Below are 26,044 nucleotides of genomic sequence, written 5' to 3'. Positions count from 1 at the left end.
GCGAGGAGCGTAAGCGACGAGCCACGAAGGGCTCGCAACCCAAGAATGCACAGTGACAACACCGTCGCGACAACCGTCCACAGCGTCCGTTCAGCGCGCCGATCGGAACAGTTCGGTACCGCATGATCGCCCCATGGCATGGGTCTACCTCCTCGAGTGCTCTGACGGCTCGTACTACGTGGGCAGCACCCGCGATCTCGCGAAACGACTTCGCGAGCACAGCACCACTCAGACCGGATACACGTCCCAACGACGACCGGTTCGTCTGGCGTGGTCCGCGGAACTCGATCTCGCCGACGCCTACCGAATCGAGCGGCGGATTCACGGCTGGTCCAGAGCCAAGAAGAAGGCGTTGATCGACGGAGAGATCGATCACCTGAAGATGCTGGCGAAGCGACCAAGCGCTGCGAAAGACCCGCGACCCCGTCAGTGACGACGCAGTGTGGTGGTGCACACGTTGAGGAATCAGGTCACCAGGCCTTCGTGGCTCGTCGCTAACGCTCCTCACACCTCAGGCAGCAGACGGTAGGCACCAACGCTCCCCACACCTCGGGCAACAGACGGTAGTGTCAACGGCCAGTTTGATGTCCCCGCTGGTGGCCAGGTAAAAGTCCCCACCCTGTGCGGGATGTTCTAGGTGGGTGGTACCTCCGTTCGGTGTGTCATGCGGTAGGAGTCGCCGTCGGTGATGACGATGGTGGCGTGGTGTAGGAGCCGGTCGAGGATGCTGGCGGCGGTGGTGTGTTCGGGCAGGAATCGTCCCCATTGTTCGAAGGGCCAGTGGCTGGCGATCGCGAGAGAGCGGCGTTCGTAGGCGCCGGCGACGAGCCGGAACAGTAGTTGGGTGCCGGTGTCGTCGAGTGGTGCGAATCCGATCTCGTCGAGGATGAGCAGATCTTGGCGTAGCAGGGTGTCGATGGTTTTGCCGACGGTGTTGTCGGCCAGTCCGCGATACAGGGTCTCCACGAGGTCGGCGGCGGTGAAGTACCGCACTTTGTGTCCGGCGTGTACTGCGGCGATCCCCAGCCCGATCAGGGTGTGACTCTTGCCAGTCCCGGCTGGGCCGATCAAGGCCAGATTGTGTTGGGCTCGAACCCATTCCAGTGAGGATAGGTATTCGAAGGTGTTGGCCGGGATGGAGGATGCGGCCACGTCGAACGATTCCAGGGTTTTGGTGACCGGGAACCCGGCAGCTTTGAGTCGGTTGCGGATGTTGGAGGCATCACGAGCGGCGATCTCGGCTTCGACCAGGGTCCGCAGCACTTCTTCGGGTGTCCATCGCTGGGTTTTCGCGGTGAGCAGTACCTCGGGTGCGGTGCGGCGGATCGAGGCGAGCTTCAATCGGCGTAGCGCTTGGTCGAGGTCGGCCGGTAGTGGCGGCACTGTTGGTGCAACTGATGTCGATGTTGTGGTGGTCATGACACCTCCTTGTCGCCGGCGCCGAGCTTGTAGGCATCCAGCGAGCGGGTGGGCGCGGTAGGCAGGTGCCCGAGCAGTGCTGTGCCGGCCGGTCGCGGGTTGGGGGTGCCGGCTCCGGCATCGAGGATCGAACGCACATCGGCGGCCTTGAACCGTCGGAATGCCACCGCCCTGGTCAGGGCGGTGAGCACCTGTTCGTGGCCGTGGGAGGTGACGAGCCCGAGGATGTCGTCGAGTTCACCGCTTAGGCGGGTGTTACCGATCGCGGCGGCACCGACCAGGAACTGCTCAGCAACCTCACCGAGAGCGCAGAACTGCTTCTCTGCTGCGGTTTTGGGTCGTGGTGCACGACTGGGCGGTGTGCGTGGCCCGCCGTAGTGGTCATCGTTGAGGACGACCTCTCCGGGTGCGGCCAGCAGATGTTCGGCGATCACCTCGCCTGAGGCGGGTTCGGCGATCAGGAGCCGTTCACCGTCCTGGATGAGGGTCACGGTGGTGCCGATGAGCCGGTTGGGTACCGAGTAGCGGGCCGAGGCGTACCGGATACATGAGAGGCGATCGACCTTTCGGGTGACCGGCGGTGGGCCGACTTGGGCCCGCAGAGATGGCAACGTCGACAGCACTTCTCGTTCCACATCGAGTTGCTCAGCAGGCACGCACAGTGTGTCGCTGTGGCGGCGGGTGTTGACCTCGACACACCAGTCCCGCGCGGCCCGGTTCGCTGCGTGCACATCCAGCTGCACGTCGTCACGACCAGCGGCGATCTTGGCTTCGGTCCACAACGGTTGCGCCAGATCTGACTGCGCGTACCCGCAGAGGTTCTCCACGATCCCTTTCGATTCCGGATCGGCGCCGTGACAGAAATCCGGGGCGAACCCGTAGTGGGTGGCAAACCGCACATACGAGGGGGTGGGTACGACGACGTTGGCGACGACTCCACCTTTGAGGCAGCCCATCCGATCAGCGAGTACCTTGTTGGGTACTCCACCGATCTCCTCAAAGGCTTCAGCGATGAATCCGAGTGTGGTGGTGGATGTTTCATTGGTGGCGAACCGAACGAACCGCCAGCGTGAGAACGCCAACACCGCGCAGAACATGTGCAGGCCGCCGATCACGGCCCAATCGATGACCAGGTAGTCACCCGGAGCCCACACTGCCGGGCGACGCCCACGATGGTGATCACGGCGCCACTGTGTTTTCTCCTGGGCGACGAGACGACGGAAGTTGCGGGCCGAGCCTGCATAGCCCGCCGCTCGCGCTACTGGTAGCAGACGTTTGGCGGTGATCCGGCCGTGTGACCGCTCGACTCGCTCGGCGACCAGCTCGGCGACGGTGTCGTAGTTGCGGGCCCGTTCCTTGCGATCGGGTGGTTGATCGTCGGCCTCGAACCGGTCGACCACACGTTTGACGGTCTTGTGGGTGGTGCCGCACACCTCGGCTGCGGCGCGATAGCTTCCGAGTTCTCGGTAAGCAGAAATGATGTCCATACGGTCCTTCGCAGACTTCAATGGAACTCCCAGGCGGTGATGGTGATCGGTTGGCACCTTCACCGTCATCGCCTGGGCCCTCAGTTCCGGGTCGACACGACGAACACAGGGTGGGGACTTTTATCTGGCCACCAGCGGGGACCTCGACCTGGCCACCAGTGGGGACTTTCTCATGGCCATGGACACGGTAGGCACCACCGCTCCCCACACATCAGGCAGCAGACGGTAGGCACCAACGCTCCTCACACCTCACGCAGCGAAGGATCGCATCACTTCTTTCGCATCAGGTAGCTCGTAAGCGACTACAGCCAGACGATGATGTCCCCGTCGCGCTCTTCGACGCGGTACACGGCAATCGAGCCGATCCCCTCCGACGTACACCCACCATCAGCGAACGTGAAGGCGTACTGGTGCAACGGACAGACGATCTTGGCTTCGTCGAACTGACCGTCGGCCAACGGCCCTCCCCGATGCGGGCACACCGCTTCGGTGGCGCGTAGTGTGCCGTCGGTCATGCGGAACACCGCGATCTGCCTGCCGTGCACCGCATATGCCCGACTCTCCCCGAACTCGAGGTCGCCCACCGACCCCACGACCACACCCGGTTCGGCGACGCTGGTCATCGGACCGGCACCTGAGGGAGCGGCAACAGAGGCAGAGCAGGGGTGAACTGAGCAGGCGACTTGGGTTCGGTCCGATCGAGCCAGGGGTCGACGTACGCGGCGACCGCCTCGTCGATGCGCTCCTGCAGCCCCGCCACCAAGCCGTCACGGTCGGCGACAATGATCGCGCGCAACTCTTCGATGCCGATGCGCGGCACGAAGGCATAGGTCCGCTCGAGCCACTTGCCCTGTTCGCGGTAGTACTGGATGAAGATGCCGCACAACCGGACCACCTCGTCGGGCGAATCAACGGTGGCGAGCAGGTCGCCCTTGCGGATGTGGGCACCGGCAGCACCGCCGACGTAGATCTCCCACTTGCCGTCGCCGATGGCTACCACACCGAAGTCCTTGCACAGCGCCTCGGCACAGTTGCGCGGGCAACCGGTCACGGCGAGTTTGAGTTTCGCCGGCGATTCCAGGCCCTGATAGCGGGTCTCGATGTCGATGCCGAGCTGCGTCGAGTCGCCGAGACCGAAACGGCAATAATCGGTTCCGACACAGGTCTTCACGGTCCGGAAGGACTTGCCGTAGGCGTAACCCGACGGCATGCCGAGGTCCTCCCACACCTTTGGGAGGTCTTCCTTCTTGACGCCGAGCAGGTCGAGTCGCTGACCCCCGGTCGCCTTGATCATCGGGATCGAATACTTCTCCGCAACGTCGGCGATCCTGCGCAACTGCTCGGGCGAGGTGACCCCGCCCTTCATCTGCGGGACCACCGAGAACGTGCCGTCCCGCTGGATGTTCGCGTGCACACGGTCGTTGACGAACAGTGCACCCGGCTCACGTTTCCAGTCCGATCCCCAGATGATCCGAAGCAGCGAGGCGAGTGGCATCTTCGCGGTCGCGTCCTCCCCCGCCGGTGCCAGCTTCTCGAAGACCTCACTGACCGACCGCAGGTTCTGCCGCCGGATCGCGCCGATGAGCTCGGGTTTGGTGAGCGGAATCGCCGGAACGTACCAGTCCGCCGAGGCATCCGCCGTCAGGGCGTCCCCGGCAGCGTATTCGACGATGTCGGCGACGAGCCCCTTGCACGACCCACATCCCTTGCCGGCGCGCGTCTTCGCGCACACCTCGCCGACGCTCGTGCAACCCGACGCCACGCAACTCACGATGTCGCCCTTGGTGACCCCGTTGCAGTTACAGACCTGTACGTCGTCGGCGAGTTCGGCCGCACCGGTCGCCGCGCTCGGCGTCCCCAGGTCGAACAGCATCGAGATGCGCTCGTCCGGCAGCGGCACCTTCTCGTCGAAGGCCTGGGTGAGGAAGTTCGCCTTGGAGATGTCGCCGAGGAGCATGGCGCCGATCAGCTTGTTGTCCCGGACCACGACACTCTTGTAGACACCGCTGCGCGGTTCGTAGAACTGGACGAACTCGTCGTCGTCCCGCTCCGGACCCTTGACACCCATCGCCGCGACGTCGACGCCGGCGACCTTGAGCTTCGTGGTCAGGCGCGAACCGTGGTACTCGGCTCGGGGATTCGCGCCGGTCAGCACGTCGGCGAGAACCACCGCCTGTTCCCACAGCGGGGCGACGAGTCCGTACACCTCACTGCGATGCTGCGCACACTCCCCGACCGCATAGATGAATGCCTCGTCCTCACAACGCATCTGATCGTCGACGACGATCCCGCGTTCGACGACGAGTCCGGCTCCGCGCGCGATCCCGACGTTCGGCCGGATACCGGCGGTCACCACGATCATGTCGGCGGGCAGCGACTCACCGTCGGTGAAGCCGACTCCCGCGACCGTCCCGTCGTCGTTGCGCAGCACCGACGTCGTGCGCTTGCCGGTGTGGACACCCACGCCCAGAGACTCGATCTTGTTGCGCAGCACGCGCCCACCGCGCTCGTCGAGCTGCTGGTTCATCAGGTGCCCGGGCGAGTGCACGACGTCGACGGCCACTCCCTGCGTCTGCAGGCCGTAAGCGGCCTCGAGACCGAGCAGGCCGCCGCCGATCACGACGGCGCGCATGTGATCACGCGAGGTCGCCATCTGCAGCATGCCGTTGGTGTCCTCGATGGTCCGGAAGCCGAACACACCGCGGGCGAGCTTGCCGTCGGGTTCGCGCAGGCCGTCCATGTTGGGGAAGAACGTGTGGGAGCCGGTCGCGATGACGAGGACGTCGAAGTCGATGGCCCGGCCCGACGCGCATGTCACCGTCTTGGCGAACCGGTCGATGGATTCGGCGCGGTCGCCGGCGTACAGGGTGACGCCGTGCTCGCGGTACCAGGCCATCGGGTTCAGCATCAGGTCGTCGTCGTCGACCGTGGCCTCACCGGCCAGCACATGGCTGAGCATGATGCGGTTGTAGTTGCCGTACGGCTCGTCGCCGACCATCGTGACGTCGAACTGGTCACCGCCACCGCGTTCGAGGATCTCCTCGACCGTGCGCGCGCCGGCCATACCGTTTCCGACGACAACCAGGCGTCGTCGTTCCTGCAGGTCCTGAGAGCCCGCCATCAGAAGACGACCATCCCGAAGTCGACCACGACCTCGCCGCTCGCGCCCTCGGGGGCCGCGATCACGAGTTCGAGTGTCGTGTCGGGGTCGACGTCCTCGACCACCCGCAGCGGTACGTTGACCGCCGACCGCGCCCCCATCGGGAACATCCGCATCGGCGTCCCGTCGCGCATCAGCGTCACGCAGACCAACTCGCCGGAACTGTTACCCCCGCGAAAGTACAACGGCTGGGCCGTCATTCCCGACGGCACCACGAACGTCAACGACGGGTCGATGGGCCCGGACTTGGTCAGGCCCGCTCCCGCGAACGGGAAGACACCCTGCAGGAAGTGCGGAGTACTCGACATGCCGCCACTATCCGCGCGCCGCGTGAAATGCGACTTGCCTCGGTGTTACGTCGGCGTTGTCTGGTCCTCACGCCGCATCCGCAGCCACGAGAGCAGTGCGGATCTGGGAGTTCAGCGTCGCAGAGCGCGTTCGCGGGCGAGGAAGAAGAACGGGATCGCCGTCGCGATACCGACCCCGAAGGTGAGGACCACCGACGCGAACCACCAGGGCATGATGCGCAATCGCCTGGCCTCGCCGAACGCCCACAGATGGAAGGCGATCACCACGAAGAGCAGGTCGACCATCGCGAAGCGGCCCGGGGTGGTCTTCATGATGTCGCCGACGAAGAAGTCCTTCACCGACTCCGGCCCGTTCCGCTGAACGTACGGGATCGCGATCGCGTTCTGGGTGACCAGCGCGGTCACGAACACGGCGAACAGCGAACGCTCCCGCCACTTCTGGTTCATACCCTCGTACGCCATTGCGCCTCCTCCGAATGTGTGTCGTATGCCCTGATGGTGACACGAAGAGGGAACGGCGCTCAGGCCTTTCGCCAGCCGGCAGCACCGACCATGTCGGCGACCTGGGTGAACTTCACGCGAGGACGCCCCTGCTCGACGCCGCGCCGGCGTTCACGGCGGTCGATGGCGCGCATGCCGCGGTAACCGATGACGGTCCGCACGCGCTTGCGCACCAAGGCGGTGAACTCACCCGTGCTGCGCTGGGTGCGCTGCAGACGACCCGACGCGGCGTCGGCGATGAAGTCCTCCACGGTTTCGGTGGCGCACTTCTTGTTTGCGCCGATCCCGCCACTCGGTCCGCGCTTGGCCCAGCCCAGCACGTAACCACCGGGGACGACCTCGCCCGACTCGTCGACGAGTCGTCCGTCGGCGTTGCGGAAGATGCCGCGCTCGTCGTCGAAGGCCAGACCCGGGATCGCGGTCGAGCGGTAACCGATGGAGCGCACGACGAGGTCGGCGGCGACGTGGTGCCGGCCCTCGCCGGTCCGGACGGTCACCGCCTGCACCTGCGGGTTGCCGACGATCTCCTCCGGTGTGCTGTGGAACAGGAAAACGATTCGACGTCGCGACCGGTCGGCGGGTTCACCCAACGACGGAACCTGTCCGTCGGCGCCGTCGAACACCTCGACCTCGACACCCGGGATCTCCGACAGCGCACGGTATTCCGCTGCGGTGTACGCCGCGGCGGCCTGGTCGCGACGACCGAGCAGCACCACCTCGTGGACGTTCTGTTCGCGCAAGATCTCGAGCGCACGATCGGCGATGTCGGTGGTGGCCAGCAACTCCGGCGGCGACACGAGGATGCGTGCGACGTCGAGCGCGACATTACCCGTGCCGACGACGACCGCGCGCCCGGTTGCCGGATCGTCGGCGGTTCCCCGGCGCAACGGCGGCCCCTCGTCGACACCGGGCACGCCGTTGTACCAGGCCACCAGATCAGTGGCCGACGTCGAACCAGGCAGATCCTCGCCCGGAATACCCAGGCGACGAGACTCGCTGGCGCCCACGGCGTAGAACACGGCGTCGAAATGCTCGGCCAGTTCGGCCGGGGTGATCTCGTCCGGGCCGTCACCGACCGACACATTGGTCAGCATGGTGACGCGTGGGTCGCGGTAGAGGAGGTCGAATCCGCGGAGCACACCCTTGGTGCCGGGGTGATCCGGTGCCACACCGGCGCGGACCAGTCCGCCCGGAGTCGGCAGCTTGTCGATGACGGTGACGGTCGCCTCGGTCCGGTCGAGCAGTGTCCGTAGCGCGTAGCCGCCCGACGGCCCGGTCCCGACCAGCGCAACCCGTAGGCCGGCAGGCAGTTTCGGGATGTGCGGGTAGGTGACGCCCGCCGACTCGTCGTCGGTCGGTGGGACCCATCCGGACCGGACGTCGGGGTTGCGCTTGTAGTAGTCGGCGTTGATGTCGATGAACACCTTGTCGCGCGTGCCGAGCTTGTCCGCGGGATAGATCGCGTCGACAGGACACGCATCGGCGCAGGCGCCGCAGTCGACGCAGGCCTCCGGATCGATGTGCAGGATGTCGGAGCTGCCGAAGCCGCGTTCCTCAGGGGTGGGGTGGATGCAGTTCACCGGGCACACGGACACGCATGCCGCGTCGCTGCAACATGATTGGGTGATGACGAACATCAGAGCATGTGCGCTTTCCGGTAGTACCGCATGGCGGGCTTGGTGAGCAGTCCGACCTCGTCGAGGAACTCCATGAGGTGGACGCAGCTCGAGCGGATCATCGAGTGGAAGTGCGAGTTCGAGCGCATCTCGCGGACCGCACGGTCGGCGTCGAGGCCGGCGTCGGCAAAGGCCTTGCGCTGAACCAGACTCGTGACGATGTAGTACGCGCCGATGGAGACCGCCAGAGCGCTGAACTGGCGTCGTGCCCAGCTCACGCCCTCCAGCGAGTCCCTCACCTCTTCACGCGCGAACTTCATGTGGCGCGATTCCTCGAGGACGTGGATCTCGTTGACCGTGCGGATGAAGTCGAGCACGCGGTCGTCGCGCATGCAGCCGCGCTGGAAGACGTCCAGGACTTCTTCGGCGACAAGGATTCCGGCGTAGGAGACCTCGTTCTTCGCGGTCTGCATGAAGATCTTGCCGAGGCGGGCGACCTTCTTCGACGGCCGGTAGGAGGTACCGACCATCTTCTCCGAGGCCTTGGCGAACATCAGCGAGTGCCGGCATTCGTCGGCGACCTCGGTGAGTGCGAACTGGAACTCGGAGCCGTGGTAGTCGCCGAGGTACTGATCGCGGATGACCATTTCCTGCAGGATCATCTCGAACCAGATCCCGATGTTCATGATCGAGGCGAACTCGTGGCGGGTGACCGAGATCCGCTGCTCCTCGGTCAGTTCGTCCCAGTAGTCGGTGCCGTACAGCGACGACCACTCGGGGCTGCACCCGTACTTCGTCGGGTCCATCGGCTGGGACCAGTCGATCTCGGTCATCGCATTCCGGGACAGACGGGCAGCCGACGCCAGGAGACGTGCGGAAACCTCCTCGGTGCCCTGGTCACGCATGCTGATGACGTTCTCGGTTCGTTCCATCGCGGCAGTCATGCGAACTCGCCTTCCGGTCGTCGACCATGACAATGATCGATGTAATGACAATGTGTGTTGTCAAGATAGCACCGCGGCGTGACCCAGTAAACGAATCGATGAATATACTGACGAGTAAGTTCGGCGCCTGAAACGGTTGTCGCAGGTCAGCGCCGTCGATGCCGTCACGATCAACCATGGGGGTTCGCATGTCATCCATCTTCATCACCGGCGGGGCGGCCGGGATCGGCCTCGCCACCGCCGAACGCTTCGACCGCGAGGGCTGGACGGTCGGCGTATACGACGTCGATGTCGACGCCCTCGCGAAGGTGAAGGCCGACCACCCCGACTGGATCACCGGCACCCTCGACGTCCGCGAACCGGAACAGTGGGCCGACGCTCTCGCTGAGTTCACCTCCCACACCGGTGGCAAGCTCGACGTCCTCGACAACAACGCCGGAATCCTGCACGAGGGCAAGATCGACGCCATCACGCCCGAGCAGATCAAGCGCCAGATCGACATCGACGCACTCGGCGTCGCCTCGGCGCGCAGGCCGCCTACCCGTACCTGAAGAAGACCCCGGGTGCACACCTGGTGAACATCGCATCGGCGTCGGCGATCTACGGCCAGCCGGGCATCGCCGTCTACTCGGCCACCAAGTTCTTCGTCGGCGGATTCACCGAGGCCCTGGAACTCGAGTGGGAGCACGACGACATCCGCGCCGTCAGCATCTGGCCTCTGTGGGCCAAGACCGCCCTGGCCACCGGCGGCTCCAAGTCCAACAAACCCTTGGCATCCGTATCACCCCCGAGCAGGTCGCCGACAAGGTCTGGGAGTCCGTGCACCCCACCCGCCAGGACAAGCTCCTGCACCGCACCAGCTACTCCGTCGGCGCGCAGACCCTCTTCCTCGGCAACGCCGCGAAGTTCATCCCGAACTTCCTGAACCGAACCGTCAACAAGTTCATCGCGCAGTAGCCTCCTCCGCAAACCCACCCCTTTTCGCCAAACCCAGCACCCCCGTCGGCGGTGGGTTTGGCGATCGGTGGTGGGTTTGTGGGGCCTCAGGCGACGTCGGCCCCGCGGAGTGCCTTGAGCAGCGTCGCGTGGAAACGGGCCTCGTCGCGCAAGTCCTGCCACGTCCAGCGGACGACCGTATAACCCTGCGCGCGGAGCTTGTCCTCGCGAATCTTCTCGTCGACGACGGTCTGCCAGGCAGGTTTCCCGTCGAAGGTTCCTTTGTACTTGACCAGGCCGTCGAACTCACCGATCACCTTGTCCGCCAGCAAGAAGTCGACGCGTGCGATGAACTCGCCGCGATCGTCGACGATGCGCACTTGCTGTTGCGGAACGGGCAGATCCGAGAAGTCGAGCATGACTGCGCGACTGAGGGATTCGCCGACGCTCTCGGACAGCACGTTTGCATGCGGCAGCATGCGGCGCAGCATCTCGACGCCTTTGAAGCGGCGGCAGGACTCGAGGATCGCCTGCATTCGTTCGGCGTCGGCCTTCATACGGAGTGCGGCATCGAGTACGACGAGTGCTTGACGGCTGGTCCCGAGACGCGCGACATCACAAGCAGTTCGTTCGATCGACGTGACGGTCACGCCGTCGACGACTTCGACATCCTCGGGATCCACCGCACCCTGGTGTCGGACGACGCGCGCACTCAGCTTGCCGACCTTCGGCGACGCCACGTGGACGCGGGTCAGGTCGGGCCACAGCAGGGGCAATCGGTGCATCGCGGCCGCCGACACATGGCTGAAGATGCGATTCGGGTCGCCGGCCTTCGCCGCCGCGATGACCGTGAGCCGATGCTTCTCCACGTCGTCGAGTTGCTCGACGGCCGCGAAGTCGGCCATTGCGCCCGGCCACAGCCGGTGCAGTTCTTTCGATGCGACCTTTCCCCGAAGCACCTTGTCCGAGGTGTGGGTGCCGACGATGCTCGCGCGGCGTGCCAGTCCGAACTTATCGGTGGGTATCTCCATACGTATTCAGACGCACGGCGAGTTCGTCTGGACCCACTCTCCGCAAACCCACCAGAGATGGGCAAACCCAGCACCCTGGCGGGTGCTGGGTTTGGCGAAAAGGGGAGGGTTTGTGGCGGGTCAGTTCCGGGCGGTCGGGAGGCGCCAGCCGAACTTGAGGCCGAGCAGGCGCAACCCGGTGGCGAGGATCGATCCGACGATCAGCCAGACCCACTGAGGCACGGGGGTGTGGTACGAGCCGACCGCGACGACCGTGGCACCGATCAGTGCCGGGATCGCGTAGAGGTCGGCGGGCTGGAGGAGCAGCGGGATCTCGTTGGAGATCACGTCACGCAGCACGCCTCCACCGATGGCGGTCATGAGCCCGACGGCGGTGGCGGCGAAAGAACTCACGCCGACGTCGACCGCGATCGACGCGCCGGTCGCGGCGAACAGGCCCATACCGAAGGCGTCGAGAACGAGGATCGACTTGCGGAGTTTGGTGAACGCAGGGTGGAAGGCGAAGACGAGCAGGCTCGCGATCGTGGCGGTCAGCGCGTTGCCGTAGTCCTCGACCGAGGTCGGCGGGTTGATGCCGAGCAGCACGTCACGCAGGACACCACCACCGACACCGGTGAGCACTCCGACCGTGACGATGCCCCACATGTCGAAGTCCTTGCGAACACCGACCATCGCACCCGAGGCCGCGAACACCGCGACACCCGCGAAGTTCAGGACATCGAGAAGCACCTTCCACTCCTCTCAGGGCCCGGGCGCCCTGGACCCGCGGACCACACACGAATGGCCGCCCCCGGTTACCGGGGACGGCCGTCCATGTGAAAATTCGCGGTGCCGAGGCGGCAACCGGAAAGGCTAGCGACGATCCAGATCGATGATGCCCGCGCGAGCGGCCTTCACGAGTCGACGCGGAATCCGCACGGGGACGCCGTTGACCTTTTCTTCCTGCAGTGCGGGGTTTTCCGCCTTCCACTGCGAACGACGGCTACGGGTGTTCGCCCGCGACATCCGGCGCTTCGGTACAGCCATGGTTGAGCCCTTCTCCTACTGTGGTCTGCGTGGCCGTTGGCAACGCAGAGCGCCACCGATCGACCCGAGTCAGTGCGCCAATCGGCCCCCGCGGGCGCGGCACACAACCCGACCAGACTACCTGGCGAGACCGCCCAGCTCCAAAATGGCGGTCGACCGCCACGGTTCGCAGGCCTGCGTCAGAAGTATGACCAGGGACTTTCGACGCCGGTGAACAGTACGACCAGCCAATACGCCACCCACATGACGATGATGAACAGGCCGATGATGATGGCGGTCAGCGCGAGGCCGTCGCCGGTCTCCCTGCCGCCCGACGCCGCGATCTGCTTGCGTGCGACGACGCCCAGTACGAGCCCGATCAGGCCGCCGACGCCGATGCACACGAGACCGAGCAGCGAGGCGACCAGCGCAGCCACCGCGAGAGTGTTGGTCTTCGGGGTCCCGTCGGCCTGATTCTCACCGTAGGGACCATCGCCGGCGTGCTTCTCCCCCGCCGGCGACTGGCCGTGCGACTGCTGCCCGTACGGCTGATGCCCCGGCGGCGGGCCGTAGCCCGGCCGGCCCTGCGGCCCGGGCCCTGGCTGCCCATAGCCCGACGATCCGGGCCCGCCGTACCCGGGCGGCGGCCCTGGGTGCCCGGGACCCGGCTGTCCGTAACCCTGCTGCCCATATCCCGGCGGCGGGCCACCCGGTCCGGCAGGTCCACCGGGTCCGGCGGGCCCACCCGGCGGCCGCGTCGAGATGACGCGGGTCGAGTCGTACCCCGACGGCGCCGGACCAGGCGGTGCGGCGGACGCGGGCGGAACCGGAGGCGTCTGGCCCGGTGCGCCGGCGGTGCTGATGACGCGGGTGACACCGTCGGCCGGGCTGTGCGACGGCGCCACCTCGGTGCCCTCCGGACCGGCGCCCGGCGTGGAGGTCAGAGGTGTGGCCGTGCCCGGGGTCGACCGCACCGGCTCGGTGGTCTCCTCCGAACCGGCTTCGTCGGACTGGCCGAGGAGTTCCGCCCGCGACACCTTCTGCGTCGGCTCGTACGGAGACCGGGTCGGTTCGGGCGCCGAACCCGGCGACACCTGATCCGACGGGGACTGGGGTGTGGAGGACGGATCTCGTGGATCCCCGCCTCCGGTCGGGTTCGACATCAGATGCCTTTCACAAGCCGTGCGTCGTCGCGGCGCGAGGATCGTTCGTGCGCGGCGCGTTGGCTGCGCAGGTCACAGAGTAGTGAGAGAACGCCTCGAACTGGGCAGAAGTCGACGATCGCAGGCTCAGATCGGCCCGAAATTCGTTCAGTAGTAGTAGACGGAGTCCATCGAGTTGCCGGCGGCGATCAGGATGACGAAGAGCACGATCCACACGATCGCACCCAGGATTCCCAACCCGCCGGTGATGATCCCGGCCAGTCCCATACCCGTGCCGGTCTGGGTTCCTGCCGACTGCTCGACCTCGCGTCGAGCCATGAATCCGAGGACCACGCCTGCGATGCCGAGCGGCAACGCCAGCGGGAAGCAGGCAGCGAGCATCACCAAGGCGACGATGCCGCAGATCAGTGCGCCGATCGCCTTGCCGTTGGTGGACGTCTGCGGGGCGCCATAGCCGTAACCGCCATAAGGCGCAGCGCCGTAAGGATTCTGGGCGCCGTAGGCGGCCGACCCGTACGCGGGCGCCGAACCGGCTTGATACGGATCGCCGTACTGGCCGTAGTTCGCACCCGGCGGCTGGCCGTATGCATTCGGGTTGTACGGGTCCTGGCCCTGAGGCTGACCGTACGGGTTCTGCCCGTAGGGATTCTGTCCGTATGGGTTCTGACCGAACGGATTCTGGCCCTGCGGATCCGACGAAGGGCCCGGTTGGTAGGTCTGCGCGAACTCGGTCGGCGCATGGTCCGGGGAGCTCTGCCCCTGATCGCCCTTGCTGAGGTTCGGACCCGATGCCCCGGACTGCGGTCCAGAGGACCCGGAACTCGGCACCGTCCCCCAGTCGTCCTGGCCCTGGCCCGATCCCTGCCCTGGTGGATATGACACCCGCAACCCCCTCGTTCGATCCGATAAATCCGCTTCTCACCCTGATGAATACACTCGAGCGGTGTCTGGCGTCATCTCCGGCTTCACGGTGATCTTCATAGTAGTCGGGGTCGGTTATCTACTCGGCCGGACACACGTGCTCGGCGACCACGCGCATGAGGTCCTGTCCCGCCTGGTGTTCTTCGTCTTCACTCCGGCACTGCTGTTCCATTCGCTGGTCACCTCGGATCTGTCGGTGATCTTCTCCTCGACTCTGGTCATCGCCGGCGGCAGCGCGTTTCTCATCGCCGGCATCTATCTCGTCATCGCCAAGCTGTGGCTACGACGACCCGTGCCGGAACTGGTCATCGGATCACTCGCGTCGTCGTATGTGAACAGCGTCAACCTCGGCCTGCCGATCGCGATCTTCGTCCTCGACGACGCGTCGTTCATCGCGCCGCTGCTGATGTTCCAGATCCTCATCCTGTCGCCGATCGCATTGGTGACACTCGACCTCACCGCCCTCGAGCCCACTGCCGGCCGTTCCCTCGTCCGCAATTCCCTGATCGCTCCGATGACCAACCCGATCGTCGTCGGCGGGATCGCCGGACTGATCGTGTCGGTGCTCGGGCTGATGCCACCGGCGGCCGTGATGTCGCCGCTGAAGATGCTCGGCGACGCGTCGGTGCCGGCGGCGCTGCTGGCCTTCGGTATGTCGCTCACCGGCGTCCAGGTGTTCAAGAAGGGCGAGAGTCCGCGCCGCGACATCGCGCTCGCCGCGGTGTTGAAGATGGTCGCGATGCCGCTGACCGTGTACGTGATCGCGCGCTGGGGGTTCGGTCAGACCGGTCAGGCGCTGTTCGCCCAGGTCGTGATCGCCGCGCTTCCCACGGCCCAGAACGTCCTCGTCTACGCCACCCGCTACCGGCGGGGACAGATCATCGCCCGGGACACCGCTCTGATCACCACGCTCGCCTCGATCCCGACGATCGCCGTCATCGCACTGCTGCTGGCCTGAGCCCGGCGGCGCGCCGGCCGGGCACCGTCACTCGTCCGGGTGCTCGCGCGGAACGACCTTCACCTCGACGCCGCCCATCAGTGCGAACCCGGTCACGCGCACGACAGGTGCGCCCGGGCGCGGCGACTTCTGCGACTTGCCGCCGAAACCGCCCATGATCCCCAGTCCGCCGACCTCGACGGTCACCCCCTCGGGCACCTTGATCTCGACGCCACCCATGATCACGACGCACTCGACGGTGAGAACGGGTGCGGTGAACTCGACCTCGCGCAGGTCGATCTCGACACCGCCCATGATCGCGGTGGCGGTGAGGGCGTCGGCGACCACCGCCGTCCCCGACAGCTCGCTGCCGGACATGATCGCCAGTCGATGTCGCACCGCGGCGTCGGAGCTCCCGCCGGTCACCCGCGGGCCGGGTGACATCGTCGCCGCCGGCATCGCCACGCCGAGCTGCGCGACCGGGAGGTCGTCTGTCAACTCGTCCAGGTCACCGAAAGTCTTGGCCCTCACCGCTTTTCCCGCACGCTCCTCGTACTCGACGAGCGAGAGGCTGCCGTGGGCCATGGCTGCGGACAGGATTTCGTGTACCAGTTCCCGATCGGCGTCGGCGGCACGCAGACGCGCCCGTCGATCGTCGGGTACGGGCAGATCGCCGGAGGAGGTCACATCTGGAAACCCTAGTGGCCACTCCGCAGTCCGACCACCCTGATTTCCACCCTGAGTCGACCCCGACGATCAGCCCACCGACCGACGCGCGGAGGGGCATAATCCATTCACCCCTACCCCCTGGAGGCGACCCATGGGCCAGCCCTACGATCCCGGCCAGTACGGCCCTGGCAACCCCTATCAGTCGGGCCCATACGGCGCGCCCGGCGGCTATCCACCGCCCACACCGCCCAAGGACCGCAGCGGAATGCGGCTCTGGGGCAAGATCCTCACCGCCGTCGGCATCGTCGTCCTCGTGGCCTCGCTGGCGATCGGCATCGCACTCGCCGTCGGCGGGATCAGCCAGGTGGTCGACCAGGCGGAACAGGCCTTCGTCGTCGACCCGACCGGCGAGCAGAACTACGCCGCCGGAGACACCTTCGCGCTCTTCACCCCGGAGTCGTCGGCCGGCGACCCCTCCTGCGAGATCACCGGTCCCGCGGCCCTGGAGCGCGAATCGGGGGTGACCACCGAGTTCACCTACGACGGCACCCAGGTGAGGTCCTTCGAGTCCTTCGGGGTGAAGGAGTCCGGGACATACTCCTTCACCTGCAGCGACCGCGTGGTGGTCGCATCCATCGACCTCGGCGGGATCTTCAGCGGCGTAGGCGGAGTTCTCCTCGCCGTCTTCGGCGGCGGCTTCGGCGCAGTCCTGCTGTTGATCGGAATCGTGTTGTGGGCCATCGCCGGACGGAAGCCGCGCACCGTCTGATCCGGCGCTCGACTCTTCAGCCGCGTCGACGACTCTTCCGCGACTTCAGGTAGTCACCGACCACCGCGGCACCGAGGCCGTCGACATCGGGGGCGACCACGCGACCACCGATCCGGCGGGCGATCTGATCCATGAAGTGGGCCAGGCCGGGGTCCTCACCGAGACGGAAGAAGGTGACCTGTGCGCCGAGCCGGGCCACATGGTCGAGTTCGCGCACCGTCAAAGCGATCGTCTGCGGGTGCGGCGGATAGAAGAAGAACGGTTCGCCGCTGGGGTCGAGGTGGGCGGTGGGTTCGCCGTCGGTGACCACCAAGACCACCGGCTGTGCGTTCGGGAAGCGACGCAGGTGTCGCTGTGCGAGCAGCAGCGCGTGGTGCAGGTTGGTGCCCTGCTCCATGCGCGGTTGCAGTCCGGTCAGTTCGGCGATGTCGATGGACCGCGCGTAGCGACCGAAGGCGATGAGATGGAGTTCGTCGCTGCGGAACCGGGTGGAGATCAGGTGGTTCAACGCGATCGCAGTGCGTTTCATCGGCGTCCAGCGACCCTCCATCTCCATGGAGAACGACGTGTCGACGAGGAGTACGACCGCCGCCTGGGTGCGGCTCTCCGTCTCGGCCACCTCGACGTCGCGCACATCGATGCGCACGCCTGAACGTGCCATCTCCGACGTCGCGAGCGACGGTTCGGTGGTTTCGGAGACGGTCCGCAACACCGCATTCGACACCGTCCGGGTGACGTCCCAGGGGTCGGTGTCGCCGAACTCCCATTCGCGGCTGGCACCGGTGGGTTCACCGAGCAGACCGGTACGCCGGGTCTGACGATCACCGCGACGGCCCGACAACTGCTCGGCGATGTCCCGGAAGATCGACTGGCCGAGCTGACGCATCGCCTTGGGGCTCAACCGGAGTTGGCCGTCGGCGGTTCGGTCGAAGAACCCTTCCTCCGACAGCGCCTTCTCGAGTTCGGCCAGCATCCGCGCATCGACGGCCGCCTCGTCACCGAGCTGCCGGGCGAGCGCGTCGAGGTCGATGTCGTCCATCTGGGCACCGGCGTACTGCTGGGACAGCTGCTCGGACAGCTGCTCCAGTTCGGAGATGTCACGCAGTGCGGCAGCACCCTCCCCCAGTCCCATCGGCTGGTCTCCCGAGAACGACTGCGCGTTGTCCCAGTCGAGCCCGGGCCGCGCCGCACGCAACTGCGAATCCATTTGGGAGAGTTGGCTCATCAGGTCCGGCGAACCGAATGCCTGCTGCGCCAGCTGATCCAGCTCGGCCTGCTGCTCCGGGGTCAGCGAGTTGTAGAACTGCTGAGCAGCCGCGGCGCGCTGTGCCAGCGAGTCGATGAGTTCCTCGGTGTTGCGCGGGTTCTCCGGGAAGAAATCCCCGTGGGAGTCCATGAACTCGTCGAACTTCTCCGAGGTGTCCTCGCCGCGGTTGTGCGCCTCGAGCAGCTCGTTGAGATCTTTGAGCATGTCCGAGACCCGTTGCCGGTCGGCCTCGGTGGCGCCCTCGAGGGCCTCCTTCATGCCGGCGAACCGCTGGTCGAGCAGCTCGCGGCCGAGGAGGTCCTTGATCTTCTCGTAGTCCTCGCGGGCTCGCGGGCTGCGCCAGTTGTACTCCGACAACTCTTCGACGGCCTGCGCGGTCGACGGCGGCAGGCTGCCGATCTGCATCTCCGCGAAGCGCGCGTCGTCGTCGAGGTCGCGGGCGAGTTGCTTGCGCTCTTCGAGGACGGCGCGGTCGAGCAGTTCGCGGATCTCGGCGAACGTACCGTCGAGGTTGCGCTTCTTCAGCAGTTCCTGCCGACGCCGGTTGACCTGTTCCCGGAGCTTGTCGAGGCCGCGCATGTTCGGGGTGCCACGACGCAGCAACTCCCGGAGGGCACGCTGCGGCGACGCACCGGCCATGACGTCGTCGCCGATCGTCTCCAGCGCCTCACGCAGATCCACCGGCGGGGCGAGCGGATCGGGACCGCCGGTGTACCGCTGGTAGCGCGAACGATGGAAGCTCTTGCGCGCCAATGTGTTCTCCCTCAGCCGTAGATGGTCTGGCCGGCCTCGTCGGCTTCCTTGCCGATCCGACGCGCCAGGAACAGACCCTCGAGTGCCAGTTCGACGGCACTCGCGCGCTCGCCCTCGATGTCGGCGTCGAGACGCTCGGCGATCGCGTCGAGCACGGTGCGGGTGGTCTCCGGGGACGGAATCGAACCCAGGAAGTCGCCGGCCCGGACACGGTCGCCGGTCACGACCGGTTCACCGTTCTCGAGCGCGTCGACGAGCGCTGCCATGTCGATGCCGCCGAGATGGGCTCGCACGGTGTCGGCGACGGACTTGCGCATGAGGTGCTCGAGGATCTCCAGCTCGCGCCCCTCCTCGCCGGACTCGAACTCGATCTTGCCGCGCAGCACCTCGACCACCGACTCGAGATCGACGACGCGCGCGACCGCCTGCTCCTCACCGGTGACCGCTGCGCGGTGAAGTGCCGCGGCGGCAACGGTTTCCGCAGCCGCGATGGAGAAGCGTGCGGAAACACCCGAACGCTGGTCGATGGACGGATGGTCGCGGGCGTAGCGGGTGAAGCGCGCCAGGATCTCGGTGATGAAGGTCGGGACGCTCGCGGTGAGGTCGGCCTCCTGCTCGATGACGGCGACCTCGTCGTCGAGTTCGAGCGGGTAGTGCGTGCGGATCTCGGCGCCGAAGCGGTCCTTCAGCGGGGTGATGATGCGACCGCGGTTGGTGTAGTCCTCCGGGTTGGCGCTCGCCATCACGAGCACGTCGAGCGGAAGCCGCAGCGTGTAGCCGCGGACCTGGATGTCGCGCTCCTCCATCACGTTGAGCATCGACACCTGGATGCGCTCGGCGAGATCCGGGAGCTCGTTGATCGCGACGATACCGCGATGTGCGCGCGGGATGAGTCCGAAGTGAATGGTCTCCGGGTCACCCAGACTGCGACCCTCGGCCACCTTCATGGGGTCGATGTCGCCGACGAGGTCGGCCACCGACGTGTCGGGGGTGGCCAGCTTCTCGCTGTACCGCTGCGAACGGTGACGCCACTCGATGGGCAGATCGTCGAGCAGGTTGGCGGCCTTGCGGATCGACGCCGGGGTGATCGGCTCGTACGGGTGCTCGCCCAGCTCGGATCCGGCGATCACCGGCGTCCACTCGTCGAGGAGTCCGACGAGGGTCCGCAGGATGCGGGTCTTGCCCTGGCCTCGCTCGCCGAGCATCACGACGTCGTGGCCGGCGATGAGTGCGCGTTCGAGCTGCGGGATGACGGTGGCCTCGAAGCCGACGATCCCCGGCCAGGGGTCGCGGCCCTCGCGGAGAGCGGTCAGCAGGTTGTGGCGGATCTCGTCGCGCACGCTGCGCTGCACGTGGCCGCTGGCACGCAGTTCACCCAGGGTGCGGGGTGACGGGTGGCGGGTTTCGGTCGACTGAGAACCATGGGTGGTGAAGTTGTCCTCTGGCACGTGATCCACGCTACTCCGAGTTGTGATGTGCGTGCGTGCGGTCGAGCTCAGGCAGCTCCCGGCGACCAGGCCGGGTCGCGGCCGACGAAGCCCATCAGGCGGCTGACGGCGTCGGCGTCGGCGGGCACCTCTACCGCGGGTCCGTACTGTCCCGAGCCCCGCAGGAGTTCGTCGATGGGGATCATCCCGTCGAGGAGCATCCTGGCGTAGTCGGGGTCGAGGTCCGGGGTGACGCCCTGCGACCGGGCGAGGTCCCAGGAGTGCATGAACACGTCCGCGGTGTAGAACCGGTCGACCGCGTCGGCGAGGCGGTGCTCCCCCGCCATCGGGTGGGTGAACGTCTCCTGCGCCGACGGGCCGTCGAGCAATTGCTGGACGGCCGCCGCATGCGCCGACCATGCTCCCGCGGGGTCGTCGGCGACGTCGGGTCCACCCGGCAATCGCACGCCGCCGGCGTCGAGGAATCCGGTGAACCAGTCGACGAGGTGGGCGACGACATCCCGTGCCACCCAGCCGTCGACCGGCGTCGGTGCATCCCAGTCGGAGACGCCGGCGATCGCGTCGGCGAATCCGCCCGCGACCTCTCGATGCCGAGCGGCGGGGTCGAGTTCGGTGAGGCCCATCGGCCTACAGCTCCCCGGATGCGAGCAGCTTGTCGATCCCGGCGTACCCCTCGTTGACGCCGACCTCCATGCCCGACGACAACCAGCCGTCGCGTGCTTCGAAGCTGTCGCACAGGGATTGGGCGTGCAGGCGCGTCGTTCCGTCACCCAGGTCCTCGAACCATAGTGTCTCCAGCGACACCTGGTCGGGCATTCCCAGCCAGGTGAAGGTCTGCACGATCTTGTCCTCGCCCACGGTGTGGAAGCAGCCGCGGAATCCGTGCTCCTGCCCCTCATGCGTGGAGATGTAGTGCCAGCTGCCGCCGTCGCGGACGTCCCATTCGACGATGCGGTTGGCGACAGAGTCCGGACCGTTCCAGCGAACGAACAGTTCGGGATCGGTGTGCGCCTTCATGAGCTGAGCCGGCGTACCGCGGAAGTCGCGGGTGATCCGGATGATCGGCACCTCCTTGTCGGCTTCGATCGCGGCCTCGGGGTAGCGGGTTCCGGTGGTGCTCATGACGCCTTTCCTTTCCTGATTGTCTTCTCGTCCTCAACCTCGGGACGTTCCGCCTCGGGTCCGTCGTTCATCTCCGCGAGCAGGACGTCGAGGCGCTGGTAGCGCTCCTCCGCCCGCTGCCGGTACCGCTCGATCCACCTGGTCATGAGGTCGAACACCTCTGCTTCCAGATGGACCGGACGTTTCTGGGCCTCCCGGGTTCGGGTCACCAGACCGGCGTCCTCGAGCACCTTCAGATGCTTGGAGACCGCCTGGATGCTGACGTCGTACGGCTCGGCGAGCTGGGAGACCGTCGCGTCGGACACCGCCAGCCGCGCGACCATGTCGCGCCGGGTGGGGTCCGCGAGTGCGGCGAACACCTTGGACAGCTCGTCGGCCATTCGCCCTCCTCAACCGTTCGGTTGAATACGACGATGCGCCTGTCCGCGCGCCTTGTCAACCCCTTGGTTGAATACGCGGGGCAAAAGAAGATCCGTATGACGTTGCGCCCGACTACCGGGCACAACGTCATACGGACCTCGGGTAGGGGGCGGCTCAGGCAGGTCCGACAGGCGCGTCACCGCGCAGCGTGATGCGGTGCATGACCCGACGGTTGTCGCCGTAGTCGCGGTTGGCGTAGTGCAGGGTGTTGCGGTTGTCCCACAGCACCAGGTCGCCGAGACGCCAGCGGTGGCGGACGATGTGCTCGGGCTTGGTGATGTGCGCGTAGAGGAGGTCGAGGATGCCGCGACTCTCGGCTTCCGAGACGCCCTCGATGTGCGAGGTGAAGCCCGGGTTGACGAACAGCGATCTGCGGCCGGTTTCGGGATGCACACGCACCACCGGATGGCTGACCGGCGCGAGTTCGGTGACTTCTTTTCCGTCCCAGGTATTTCCGCGCCCGTTGCGGCGCTGCTTGAGGTAGTAGCCGAATTCGCGGCTGCCGTCGTGCACGGCGGTCAGCCCGTCGACGAGGCGTCGGATCGGCTCGGACAGTGACAGATACGGGAGTTCGGCGTCGGCCCAGTTGGTGTCACCGCCGGTGCGCGGCAAGACGACCGGGCGCAGGATCGAACCCATCGGCGGACGCGGCATGAACGTCACGTCGGTGTGCCACACGTCGGCGAATCCGTTGTCGGCGCTGTCGAGTTCATAGACCTCGTCCGGCACGTCCCCGCTGTCCCACACCGGATGCCCGAAGGTGAGGTCGCCCAGCCGATTTCCGAACTCGATGTGCGACGCGTCGTCGAGCTGCTGATTCCGCAGCACGATGACCTTGTAGTCGATCAGCGCCTGACGGACGGCCCGCACCTCGTCGTCCGACGCCGTGGCGACGTCGAGGCCGCGGATCTCGGCTCCGAAGCTGGGCCCGAACTCGTCGACGTCGAGTTCGACGCCCGAGGAGACGATGCCGGCCGCGGGAGCGGCGGTCCGAGCAGCAGAGGTGCGGACGTCAGAAACGGGATGGGAGATGGTCATGAGGGTTCCTTCTCGAGGATGACTGGTGGGGGCGAGGAGCGACAGCCGCCGGCGGGGACCCATGGTGGGATCCGTCGGACCAGTTCATCGAGTGGACCGTCATCAGACGCATCGACTCCGTTCCGTCCGCCGGCCCGGTACACGACTTGCTCGACGAGCAGTCGTGGTGCGGGGCGGACAGTACGAAAACAGACACCCGTACTTTCTAATCCCCCGTCACCCGCTCGGACAGGGTTCGGCCCAGGGTGAGGAAAACACGGCCTCGGCTCCTGTTTCTCCCCTAGACCGCCGCCTCCTTGACCGCGGCGCCGATCTCCGCGCGCAGTGCGGCGTACTCGGGGGATCCACGCAACTCGTCGGGCGACGCCCCAGTCCGCGGCAGCGGCGACGCGAGGTCGAGGGCAACCCGCCCCGGACGCCGGCTGAGCACCACGATCCGGCTGCCGAGGAAGGCGGCCTCGTCGGCACTGTGGGTGACGAACACGTTGGTTCGTCCCGAATCCGTGCTCACCGCCCGCAGATCCTCCTGCAGCCGTTCGCGCGTCAAGGCGTCGAGCGCGGCGAACGGTTCGTCCAGCAACAGCAGCGATGTCTCGGCGGCCAGTGCCCGCGCGATGGCGACACGTTGCTGCTGCCCACCCGAGATCTCCCAGATCTTGCGGTTCGCGGTGTCGTCGAGCCCCACACGATGCAGCAGTTCGTCACGACGCGCCGCGCGCTCCGCCTTGGGAACCCGCGCGTACTTGAGTGCGAGATCGACGTTGCCGCCGACGGTCCGCCACGGGAACAGACGGGGTTGCTGGAAGACGACGCCCGCGGTGACGCCCGGGACGGGCGCTCCCCCGGACACCTCGACCTGCCCCGAGGTCGCGGGCTCGAAGCCCGCGATCAACCGGAGCAGCGTCGACTTCCCGCATCCCGACGCCCCGACCAGGACGAGGAACTCGCCCGGTGGCACCTCGAGGTCGACCGGACCGACGGCGGTGACCGCGTCGGCCCCGAAGCCGTAGGTCTGCGTGACGTCGCGCAGACTGATCGATCCGGTCTCCCCGCCGGCCGGCGCCGCGACCTGGTCGGCGTCGACGACCTGGCTACTGCTGTTCGACGACACCCGGCAGGCCCTTGGTGTAGATGGCGTCCTGAAAGGTCTTCAGCGGCGGCGCCGACGGGATCTGCTGCTGCTCGGCGAGGAACTCGGCGGCACTGTGCAGGTTCTCGGCGAGGTTGCCCGGATTGCCCTCGGTGCCGAGCCAGGTCGGCGAGGTGAGTTCGGCGACCGTCAGGTAGGTGCCCTGCTTCAGCTGGTTGGCCGCATCCTCGGGTGTCGTGTTGAGCTGCGTCGCAACCGCTTCGGCAGCAGCCCGCGGGTCGTCCTTGATCAGGGTCAGGGCGCGCGCCTGGACCTTGCGCCAGGTGTCGACAACCTCCGGATGGGCGTCGGCGAACTCGGTCGAGACGACACCGAGGTCGAGCGTCGGCTTGCCCGCGGTGGCGAGCTGGCGACTGGCGATGATCGTCGTGCCGTCCTTGCGCAGTTCGTCGAGTGTGGGCAGCCAGGTGTAAACCGCGTCGACGTCGCCGCGCTGCCAGGCGGCCAGCGAGGCCTGCGGCTGCAGGTCGATCAGGTCGACGTCCTTGGGGTTCACGCCGGCCTGGTTCAGCGCGGCGAGCAGGCTGTAGTGCGCGGTCGATGCGAAGGCCGTGGCGACGCGCTTGCCCTTCAGATCGGCGACGGTGGCGATGCCGGTGCCGTTGCGGGCCACGAGCGCCTCGTTGTCGCCGGCGACGTCGAGCACGAAGACGACCTGGTACGGGATGTTCAGCGGAGCGGACAGGCCGCGGGCCACCGGGCTCGAACCGATCGCGCCGAAGTCGAGCTCCTTGGCGACGAAGGCGGTGTTGATGTCGGCGCCGGAGTCGAACTTGGTCCACTTGATGTTGTATTCCGGCAGTGCTTCTTCGAGCCAGCCGTTGTTCTTGACGATCAGGTCGCCGCTAGGGAACGACTGGTAGGCGAGACGGATCGTCGGCTTGCTGCTGTCCTCGGAGTTGTCCACCGAGCACCCGGCGAGCACGAGCATCACGGCCACCACCATGCCGAGGAGTGCGCTCACCGAGCGCGCTCCCCTACGGTTGCGCGCCTTCTTGGAGTTGATTGTCATTGCGTGTCAGACCTTTCCGCGCCACGGCACCACTCGGTGCTCGATTGTTCGAAGGAGCCCGTCGATGATCAGTCCGGACAGACCGATGGCGATGATGCCGACCAGGACGACGGGGGTGTTGTTGTAGTTGCTGGCGTCTTTGACCACGCCACCGATTCCGGGGATGCCGTTGAACAGTTCGGCGGCCACCACCGACGAATAGGCGATTCCGACGGAAAGCCTTATGCCGGTGAAGGTCTCGGGAAGCGCCGACGGGACGACGACGTCGCGGATCACCTCGGCCCGGGAGGCACCCAGCGCACGTGCGGCCTCGATCAGTGCCACGGGTGCGGCGGAGACCGCGGTGGTCGTCGCGACCGCCGCGGGCGGCAGCGCGGCGAGTGCGAGCAGAGTGATCTTGGGCGCCTCGTCGATGCCGAGCCAGATGACGAGCAGGAAGAAGTAGGCCAGTGGCGGCAAGGCGCGCAGGAACGTCAGCCACGGCTCGAGAAGGCGCCGCAGCCAGCCGACTGTCCCCATGGCCAACCCGAGCAGGACGCCGAGGAGGACTCCGATCACCACACCCGCGAACACTCGGCGCAGTGTCATGTACAGGTGTTCCCACCAGTAGTAGTCGGCGTATCCCCGAAGCCCGTTGTGCGTCGTCGACATGTCGACGAACGCCTGCCACACGGTCCCCAGACGCGGGACGAAGGTCTCGCTCCAGACGCCGCTCACGGCCACGAGCTGCCAGACGATCCCGAACACGACCACCGACAGCAACGGCAGTCCGACACGGGTGGCGATCGAGCGCAGACGCGACGATCCACCGGCTGATCTCGATTCCGAACGGCCCCCTGGCGCGTCGTCGGGAACGATGTCCACGAACAAAGTCACCGTGCATGTCTAGACGTCCGGGGCACCCGGAGCCAGAGTTATTGTCGCGGCGAGGAAAAAGGCTTCCGGATGGGTGACTTACGGTCTCGGTG

Annotated in this window: 26 protein-coding genes and 1 pseudogene; 4 read left to right on the top strand and 23 right to left on the bottom strand. The window is 66.6% G+C overall.

Going from position 1 to position 26,044, the window contains the following annotated elements; all coding sequences use genetic code 11:
• Nucleotides 1-133: 133 nt before the first annotated feature.
• Nucleotides 134-433, top strand: coding sequence for a GIY-YIG nuclease family protein (locus PWF70_RS06710; RefSeq protein WP_035755639.1), 300 nt, complete (start codon nucleotides 134-136; stop codon nucleotides 431-433).
• Nucleotides 434-633: 200 nt separating this feature from the next.
• On the opposite strand, the gene istB is transcribed toward PWF70_RS06710, so the two are convergent.
• The 8 genes from istB to PWF70_RS06670 all read right to left on the bottom strand — a co-directional run bounded on the left by istB (nucleotide 634) and on the right by PWF70_RS06670 (nucleotide 9,435).
• A complete protein-coding gene (gene istB / locus PWF70_RS06705; protein WP_006361228.1) occupies nucleotides 634-1,419 on the bottom strand; it encodes an IS21-like element helper ATPase IstB in 786 nt (261 codons plus the stop codon).
• Nucleotides 1,416-2,927, bottom strand: a complete 1,512-nt coding sequence (istA, locus tag PWF70_RS06700; RefSeq protein WP_075863973.1) for an IS21 family transposase — start codon at nucleotides 2,925-2,927, stop codon at nucleotides 1,416-1,418. Before istA ends, istB begins: the two co-directional genes overlap by 4 nt.
• A 281-nt stretch (nucleotides 2,928-3,208) precedes the next feature.
• Nucleotides 3,209-3,529, bottom strand: coding sequence for a Rieske (2Fe-2S) protein (locus PWF70_RS06695; RefSeq protein ID WP_035755637.1), 321 nt, complete (start codon nucleotides 3,527-3,529; stop codon nucleotides 3,209-3,211).
• Nucleotides 3,526-6,027: a nitrite reductase large subunit NirB gene (gene nirB / locus PWF70_RS06690; RefSeq protein ID WP_035755635.1), complete on the bottom strand. Its 2,502-nt coding sequence runs from the start codon at nucleotides 6,025-6,027 to the stop codon at nucleotides 3,526-3,528. Before nirB ends, PWF70_RS06695 begins: the two co-directional genes overlap by 4 nt.
• Nucleotides 6,027-6,374: a hypothetical protein gene (locus PWF70_RS06685; protein WP_035755633.1), complete on the bottom strand. Its 348-nt coding sequence runs from the start codon at nucleotides 6,372-6,374 to the stop codon at nucleotides 6,027-6,029. The genes nirB and PWF70_RS06685 overlap by 1 nt, the downstream gene beginning before the upstream one ends.
• A gap of 111 nt (nucleotides 6,375-6,485) precedes the next feature.
• Nucleotides 6,486-6,836 carry a DUF2834 domain-containing protein gene (locus PWF70_RS06680; protein ID WP_035755631.1) on the bottom strand — a complete coding sequence of 117 codons (351 nt, stop codon included), beginning with the start codon at nucleotides 6,834-6,836 and terminating at the stop codon, nucleotides 6,486-6,488.
• Nucleotides 6,837-6,895: 59 nt separating this feature from the next.
• Nucleotides 6,896-8,512, bottom strand: coding sequence for an FAD-dependent oxidoreductase (locus PWF70_RS06675; RefSeq protein ID WP_035755629.1), 1,617 nt, complete (start codon nucleotides 8,510-8,512; stop codon nucleotides 6,896-6,898).
• A complete protein-coding gene (locus PWF70_RS06670) occupies nucleotides 8,512-9,435 on the bottom strand; it encodes an AurF N-oxygenase family protein (protein ID WP_005193878.1) in 924 nt (307 codons plus the stop codon). Before PWF70_RS06670 ends, PWF70_RS06675 begins: the two co-directional genes overlap by 1 nt.
• Before the next feature lie 188 nt (nucleotides 9,436-9,623).
• Between PWF70_RS06670 and PWF70_RS06665 the strand changes: the two are divergent.
• A pseudogene (locus tag PWF70_RS06665) lies at nucleotides 9,624-10,392 on the top strand (SDR family oxidoreductase).
• Nucleotides 10,393-10,478: 86 nt separating this feature from the next.
• Here the strand turns inward: PWF70_RS06665 and PWF70_RS06660 are convergent.
• From PWF70_RS06660 to PWF70_RS06640, 5 genes are all read right to left on the bottom strand, one after another.
• Nucleotides 10,479-11,402 carry a type IV toxin-antitoxin system AbiEi family antitoxin domain-containing protein gene (locus tag PWF70_RS06660; protein ID WP_035755627.1) on the bottom strand — a complete coding sequence of 308 codons (924 nt, stop codon included), beginning with the start codon at nucleotides 11,400-11,402 and terminating at the stop codon, nucleotides 10,479-10,481.
• A gap of 120 nt (nucleotides 11,403-11,522) precedes the next feature.
• Nucleotides 11,523-12,131 carry a trimeric intracellular cation channel family protein gene (locus tag PWF70_RS06655; protein WP_035755624.1) on the bottom strand — a complete coding sequence of 203 codons (609 nt, stop codon included), beginning with the start codon at nucleotides 12,129-12,131 and terminating at the stop codon, nucleotides 11,523-11,525.
• Between the two features lie 123 nt (nucleotides 12,132-12,254).
• Nucleotides 12,255-12,428 (bottom strand): 50S ribosomal protein L32, encoded by a 174-nt coding sequence (gene rpmF / locus PWF70_RS06650; protein ID WP_005193867.1) that lies wholly within the window; start codon nucleotides 12,426-12,428, stop codon nucleotides 12,255-12,257.
• Between the two features lie 179 nt (nucleotides 12,429-12,607).
• Nucleotides 12,608-13,570: a DUF4190 domain-containing protein gene (locus tag PWF70_RS06645; protein ID WP_286352908.1), complete on the bottom strand. Its 963-nt coding sequence runs from the start codon at nucleotides 13,568-13,570 to the stop codon at nucleotides 12,608-12,610.
• 147 nt (nucleotides 13,571-13,717) lie between these two features.
• On the bottom strand, nucleotides 13,718-14,452 hold the full coding sequence (locus PWF70_RS06640; RefSeq protein ID WP_075863468.1) for a DUF4190 domain-containing protein: 735 nt from the start codon (nucleotides 14,450-14,452) through the stop codon (nucleotides 13,718-13,720).
• Nucleotides 14,453-14,513: 61 nt separating this feature from the next.
• On the opposite strand from PWF70_RS06640, the gene PWF70_RS06635 reads away from it, so the two are divergent.
• Nucleotides 14,514-15,449: an AEC family transporter gene (locus PWF70_RS06635; protein ID WP_075863469.1), complete on the top strand. Its 936-nt coding sequence runs from the start codon at nucleotides 14,514-14,516 to the stop codon at nucleotides 15,447-15,449.
• 27 nt (nucleotides 15,450-15,476) lie between these two features.
• Here PWF70_RS06635 and PWF70_RS06630 read toward each other — a convergent pair whose 3' ends face one another.
• Nucleotides 15,477-16,115 carry a DUF1707 SHOCT-like domain-containing protein gene (locus PWF70_RS06630; protein ID WP_006359675.1) on the bottom strand — a complete coding sequence of 213 codons (639 nt, stop codon included), beginning with the start codon at nucleotides 16,113-16,115 and terminating at the stop codon, nucleotides 15,477-15,479.
• A 133-nt stretch (nucleotides 16,116-16,248) separates the two neighbouring features.
• On the opposite strand from PWF70_RS06630, the gene PWF70_RS06625 reads away from it, so the two are divergent.
• Nucleotides 16,249-16,866 (top strand): hypothetical protein, encoded by a 618-nt coding sequence (locus PWF70_RS06625; RefSeq protein ID WP_006359676.1) that lies wholly within the window; start codon nucleotides 16,249-16,251, stop codon nucleotides 16,864-16,866.
• A gap of 16 nt (nucleotides 16,867-16,882) precedes the next feature.
• Here PWF70_RS06625 and PWF70_RS06620 read toward each other — a convergent pair whose 3' ends face one another.
• The 9 genes from PWF70_RS06620 to PWF70_RS06580 form a co-directional block, all read right to left on the bottom strand.
• Nucleotides 16,883-18,886, bottom strand: a complete 2,004-nt coding sequence (locus PWF70_RS06620) for a vWA domain-containing protein (protein WP_279938843.1) — start codon at nucleotides 18,884-18,886, stop codon at nucleotides 16,883-16,885.
• Between the two features lie 11 nt (nucleotides 18,887-18,897).
• The gene (locus PWF70_RS06615; protein WP_042376656.1) at nucleotides 18,898-20,343 is read right to left on the bottom strand and encodes a sigma 54-interacting transcriptional regulator; all 1,446 of its coding nucleotides are present in this window, start codon (nucleotides 20,341-20,343) and stop codon (nucleotides 18,898-18,900) included.
• Between the two features lie 38 nt (nucleotides 20,344-20,381).
• Complete coding sequence (locus PWF70_RS06610) at nucleotides 20,382-20,957, bottom strand: maleylpyruvate isomerase N-terminal domain-containing protein (RefSeq protein ID WP_042376654.1); 576 nt, start codon at nucleotides 20,955-20,957, stop codon at nucleotides 20,382-20,384.
• Between the two features lie 4 nt (nucleotides 20,958-20,961).
• Nucleotides 20,962-21,456, bottom strand: a complete 495-nt coding sequence (locus PWF70_RS06605) for an SRPBCC domain-containing protein (protein ID WP_042376653.1) — start codon at nucleotides 21,454-21,456, stop codon at nucleotides 20,962-20,964.
• Nucleotides 21,453-21,836, bottom strand: coding sequence for an ArsR/SmtB family transcription factor (locus PWF70_RS06600; RefSeq protein ID WP_075863470.1), 384 nt, complete (start codon nucleotides 21,834-21,836; stop codon nucleotides 21,453-21,455). The genes PWF70_RS06605 and PWF70_RS06600 overlap by 4 nt, the downstream gene beginning before the upstream one ends.
• A gap of 154 nt (nucleotides 21,837-21,990) precedes the next feature.
• Entirely contained in the window at nucleotides 21,991-22,914 is a 924-nt protein-coding gene (locus PWF70_RS06595; RefSeq protein ID WP_075863471.1) for a TauD/TfdA dioxygenase family protein, read from the bottom strand.
• Nucleotides 22,915-23,194: 280 nt separating this feature from the next.
• A complete protein-coding gene (locus PWF70_RS06590) occupies nucleotides 23,195-24,025 on the bottom strand; it encodes an ABC transporter ATP-binding protein (RefSeq protein ID WP_042376648.1) in 831 nt (276 codons plus the stop codon).
• On the bottom strand, nucleotides 24,006-25,076 hold the full coding sequence (locus tag PWF70_RS06585) for a taurine ABC transporter substrate-binding protein (protein ID WP_042376646.1): 1,071 nt from the start codon (nucleotides 25,074-25,076) through the stop codon (nucleotides 24,006-24,008). The genes PWF70_RS06590 and PWF70_RS06585 overlap by 20 nt, the downstream gene beginning before the upstream one ends.
• Before the next feature lie 6 nt (nucleotides 25,077-25,082).
• Complete coding sequence (locus PWF70_RS06580) at nucleotides 25,083-25,952, bottom strand: ABC transporter permease (protein WP_042376644.1); 870 nt, start codon at nucleotides 25,950-25,952, stop codon at nucleotides 25,083-25,085.
• Nucleotides 25,953-26,044 lie beyond the last annotated feature (92 nt).

Source organism: Gordonia sp. Swx-4 (assembly GCF_030316175.1).
Lineage (GTDB): Bacteria > Actinomycetota > Actinomycetes > Mycobacteriales > Mycobacteriaceae > Gordonia > Gordonia alkanivorans.
Note: the sequence above shows the minus strand (reverse complement) of the source record. Positions and strands in the feature narration are given on the sequence as shown.

What these genes read in the sequence shown, in the direction of transcription:
- PWF70_RS06660 (WP_035755627.1), bottom strand. Translation starts at nt 11,402, where the DNA reads ATGGAGATACCCACCGATAAGTTCGGACTGGCACGCCGCGCGAGCATC.
- nirB (WP_035755635.1), bottom strand. Translation starts at nt 6,027, where the DNA reads ATGGCGGGCTCTCAGGACCTGCAGGAACGACGACGCCTGGTTGTCGTC.
- rpmF (WP_005193867.1), bottom strand. Translation starts at nt 12,428, where the DNA reads ATGGCTGTACCGAAGCGCCGGATGTCGCGGGCGAACACCCGTAGCCGT.
- PWF70_RS06670 (WP_005193878.1), bottom strand. Translation starts at nt 9,435, where the DNA reads ATGACTGCCGCGATGGAACGAACCGAGAACGTCATCAGCATGCGTGAC.
- PWF70_RS06710 (WP_035755639.1), top strand. Translation starts at nt 134, where the DNA reads ATGGCATGGGTCTACCTCCTCGAGTGCTCTGACGGCTCGTACTACGTG.
- PWF70_RS06695 (WP_035755637.1), bottom strand. Translation starts at nt 3,529, where the DNA reads ATGACCAGCGTCGCCGAACCGGGTGTGGTCGTGGGGTCGGTGGGCGAC.
- PWF70_RS06645 (WP_286352908.1), bottom strand. Translation starts at nt 13,570, where the DNA reads ATGTCGAACCCGACCGGAGGCGGGGATCCACGAGATCCGTCCTCCACA.
- PWF70_RS06605 (WP_042376653.1), bottom strand. Translation starts at nt 21,456, where the DNA reads ATGAGCACCACCGGAACCCGCTACCCCGAGGCCGCGATCGAAGCCGAC.
- PWF70_RS06585 (WP_042376646.1), bottom strand. Translation starts at nt 25,076, where the DNA reads ATGACAATCAACTCCAAGAAGGCGCGCAACCGTAGGGGAGCGCGCTCG.
- PWF70_RS06600 (WP_075863470.1), bottom strand. Translation starts at nt 21,836, where the DNA reads ATGGCCGACGAGCTGTCCAAGGTGTTCGCCGCACTCGCGGACCCCACC.
- PWF70_RS06610 (WP_042376654.1), bottom strand. Translation starts at nt 20,957, where the DNA reads ATGGGCCTCACCGAACTCGACCCCGCCGCTCGGCATCGAGAGGTCGCG.
- PWF70_RS06680 (WP_035755631.1), bottom strand. Translation starts at nt 6,836, where the DNA reads ATGGCGTACGAGGGTATGAACCAGAAGTGGCGGGAGCGTTCGCTGTTC.
- PWF70_RS06675 (WP_035755629.1), bottom strand. Translation starts at nt 8,512, where the DNA reads ATGTTCGTCATCACCCAATCATGTTGCAGCGACGCGGCATGCGTGTCC.
- PWF70_RS06595 (WP_075863471.1), bottom strand. Translation starts at nt 22,914, where the DNA reads ATGACCATCTCCCATCCCGTTTCTGACGTCCGCACCTCTGCTGCTCGG.
- istB (WP_006361228.1), bottom strand. Translation starts at nt 1,419, where the DNA reads ATGACCACCACAACATCGACATCAGTTGCACCAACAGTGCCGCCACTA.
- PWF70_RS06625 (WP_006359676.1), top strand. Translation starts at nt 16,249, where the DNA reads ATGGGCCAGCCCTACGATCCCGGCCAGTACGGCCCTGGCAACCCCTAT.
- PWF70_RS06685 (WP_035755633.1), bottom strand. Translation starts at nt 6,374, where the DNA reads ATGTCGAGTACTCCGCACTTCCTGCAGGGTGTCTTCCCGTTCGCGGGA.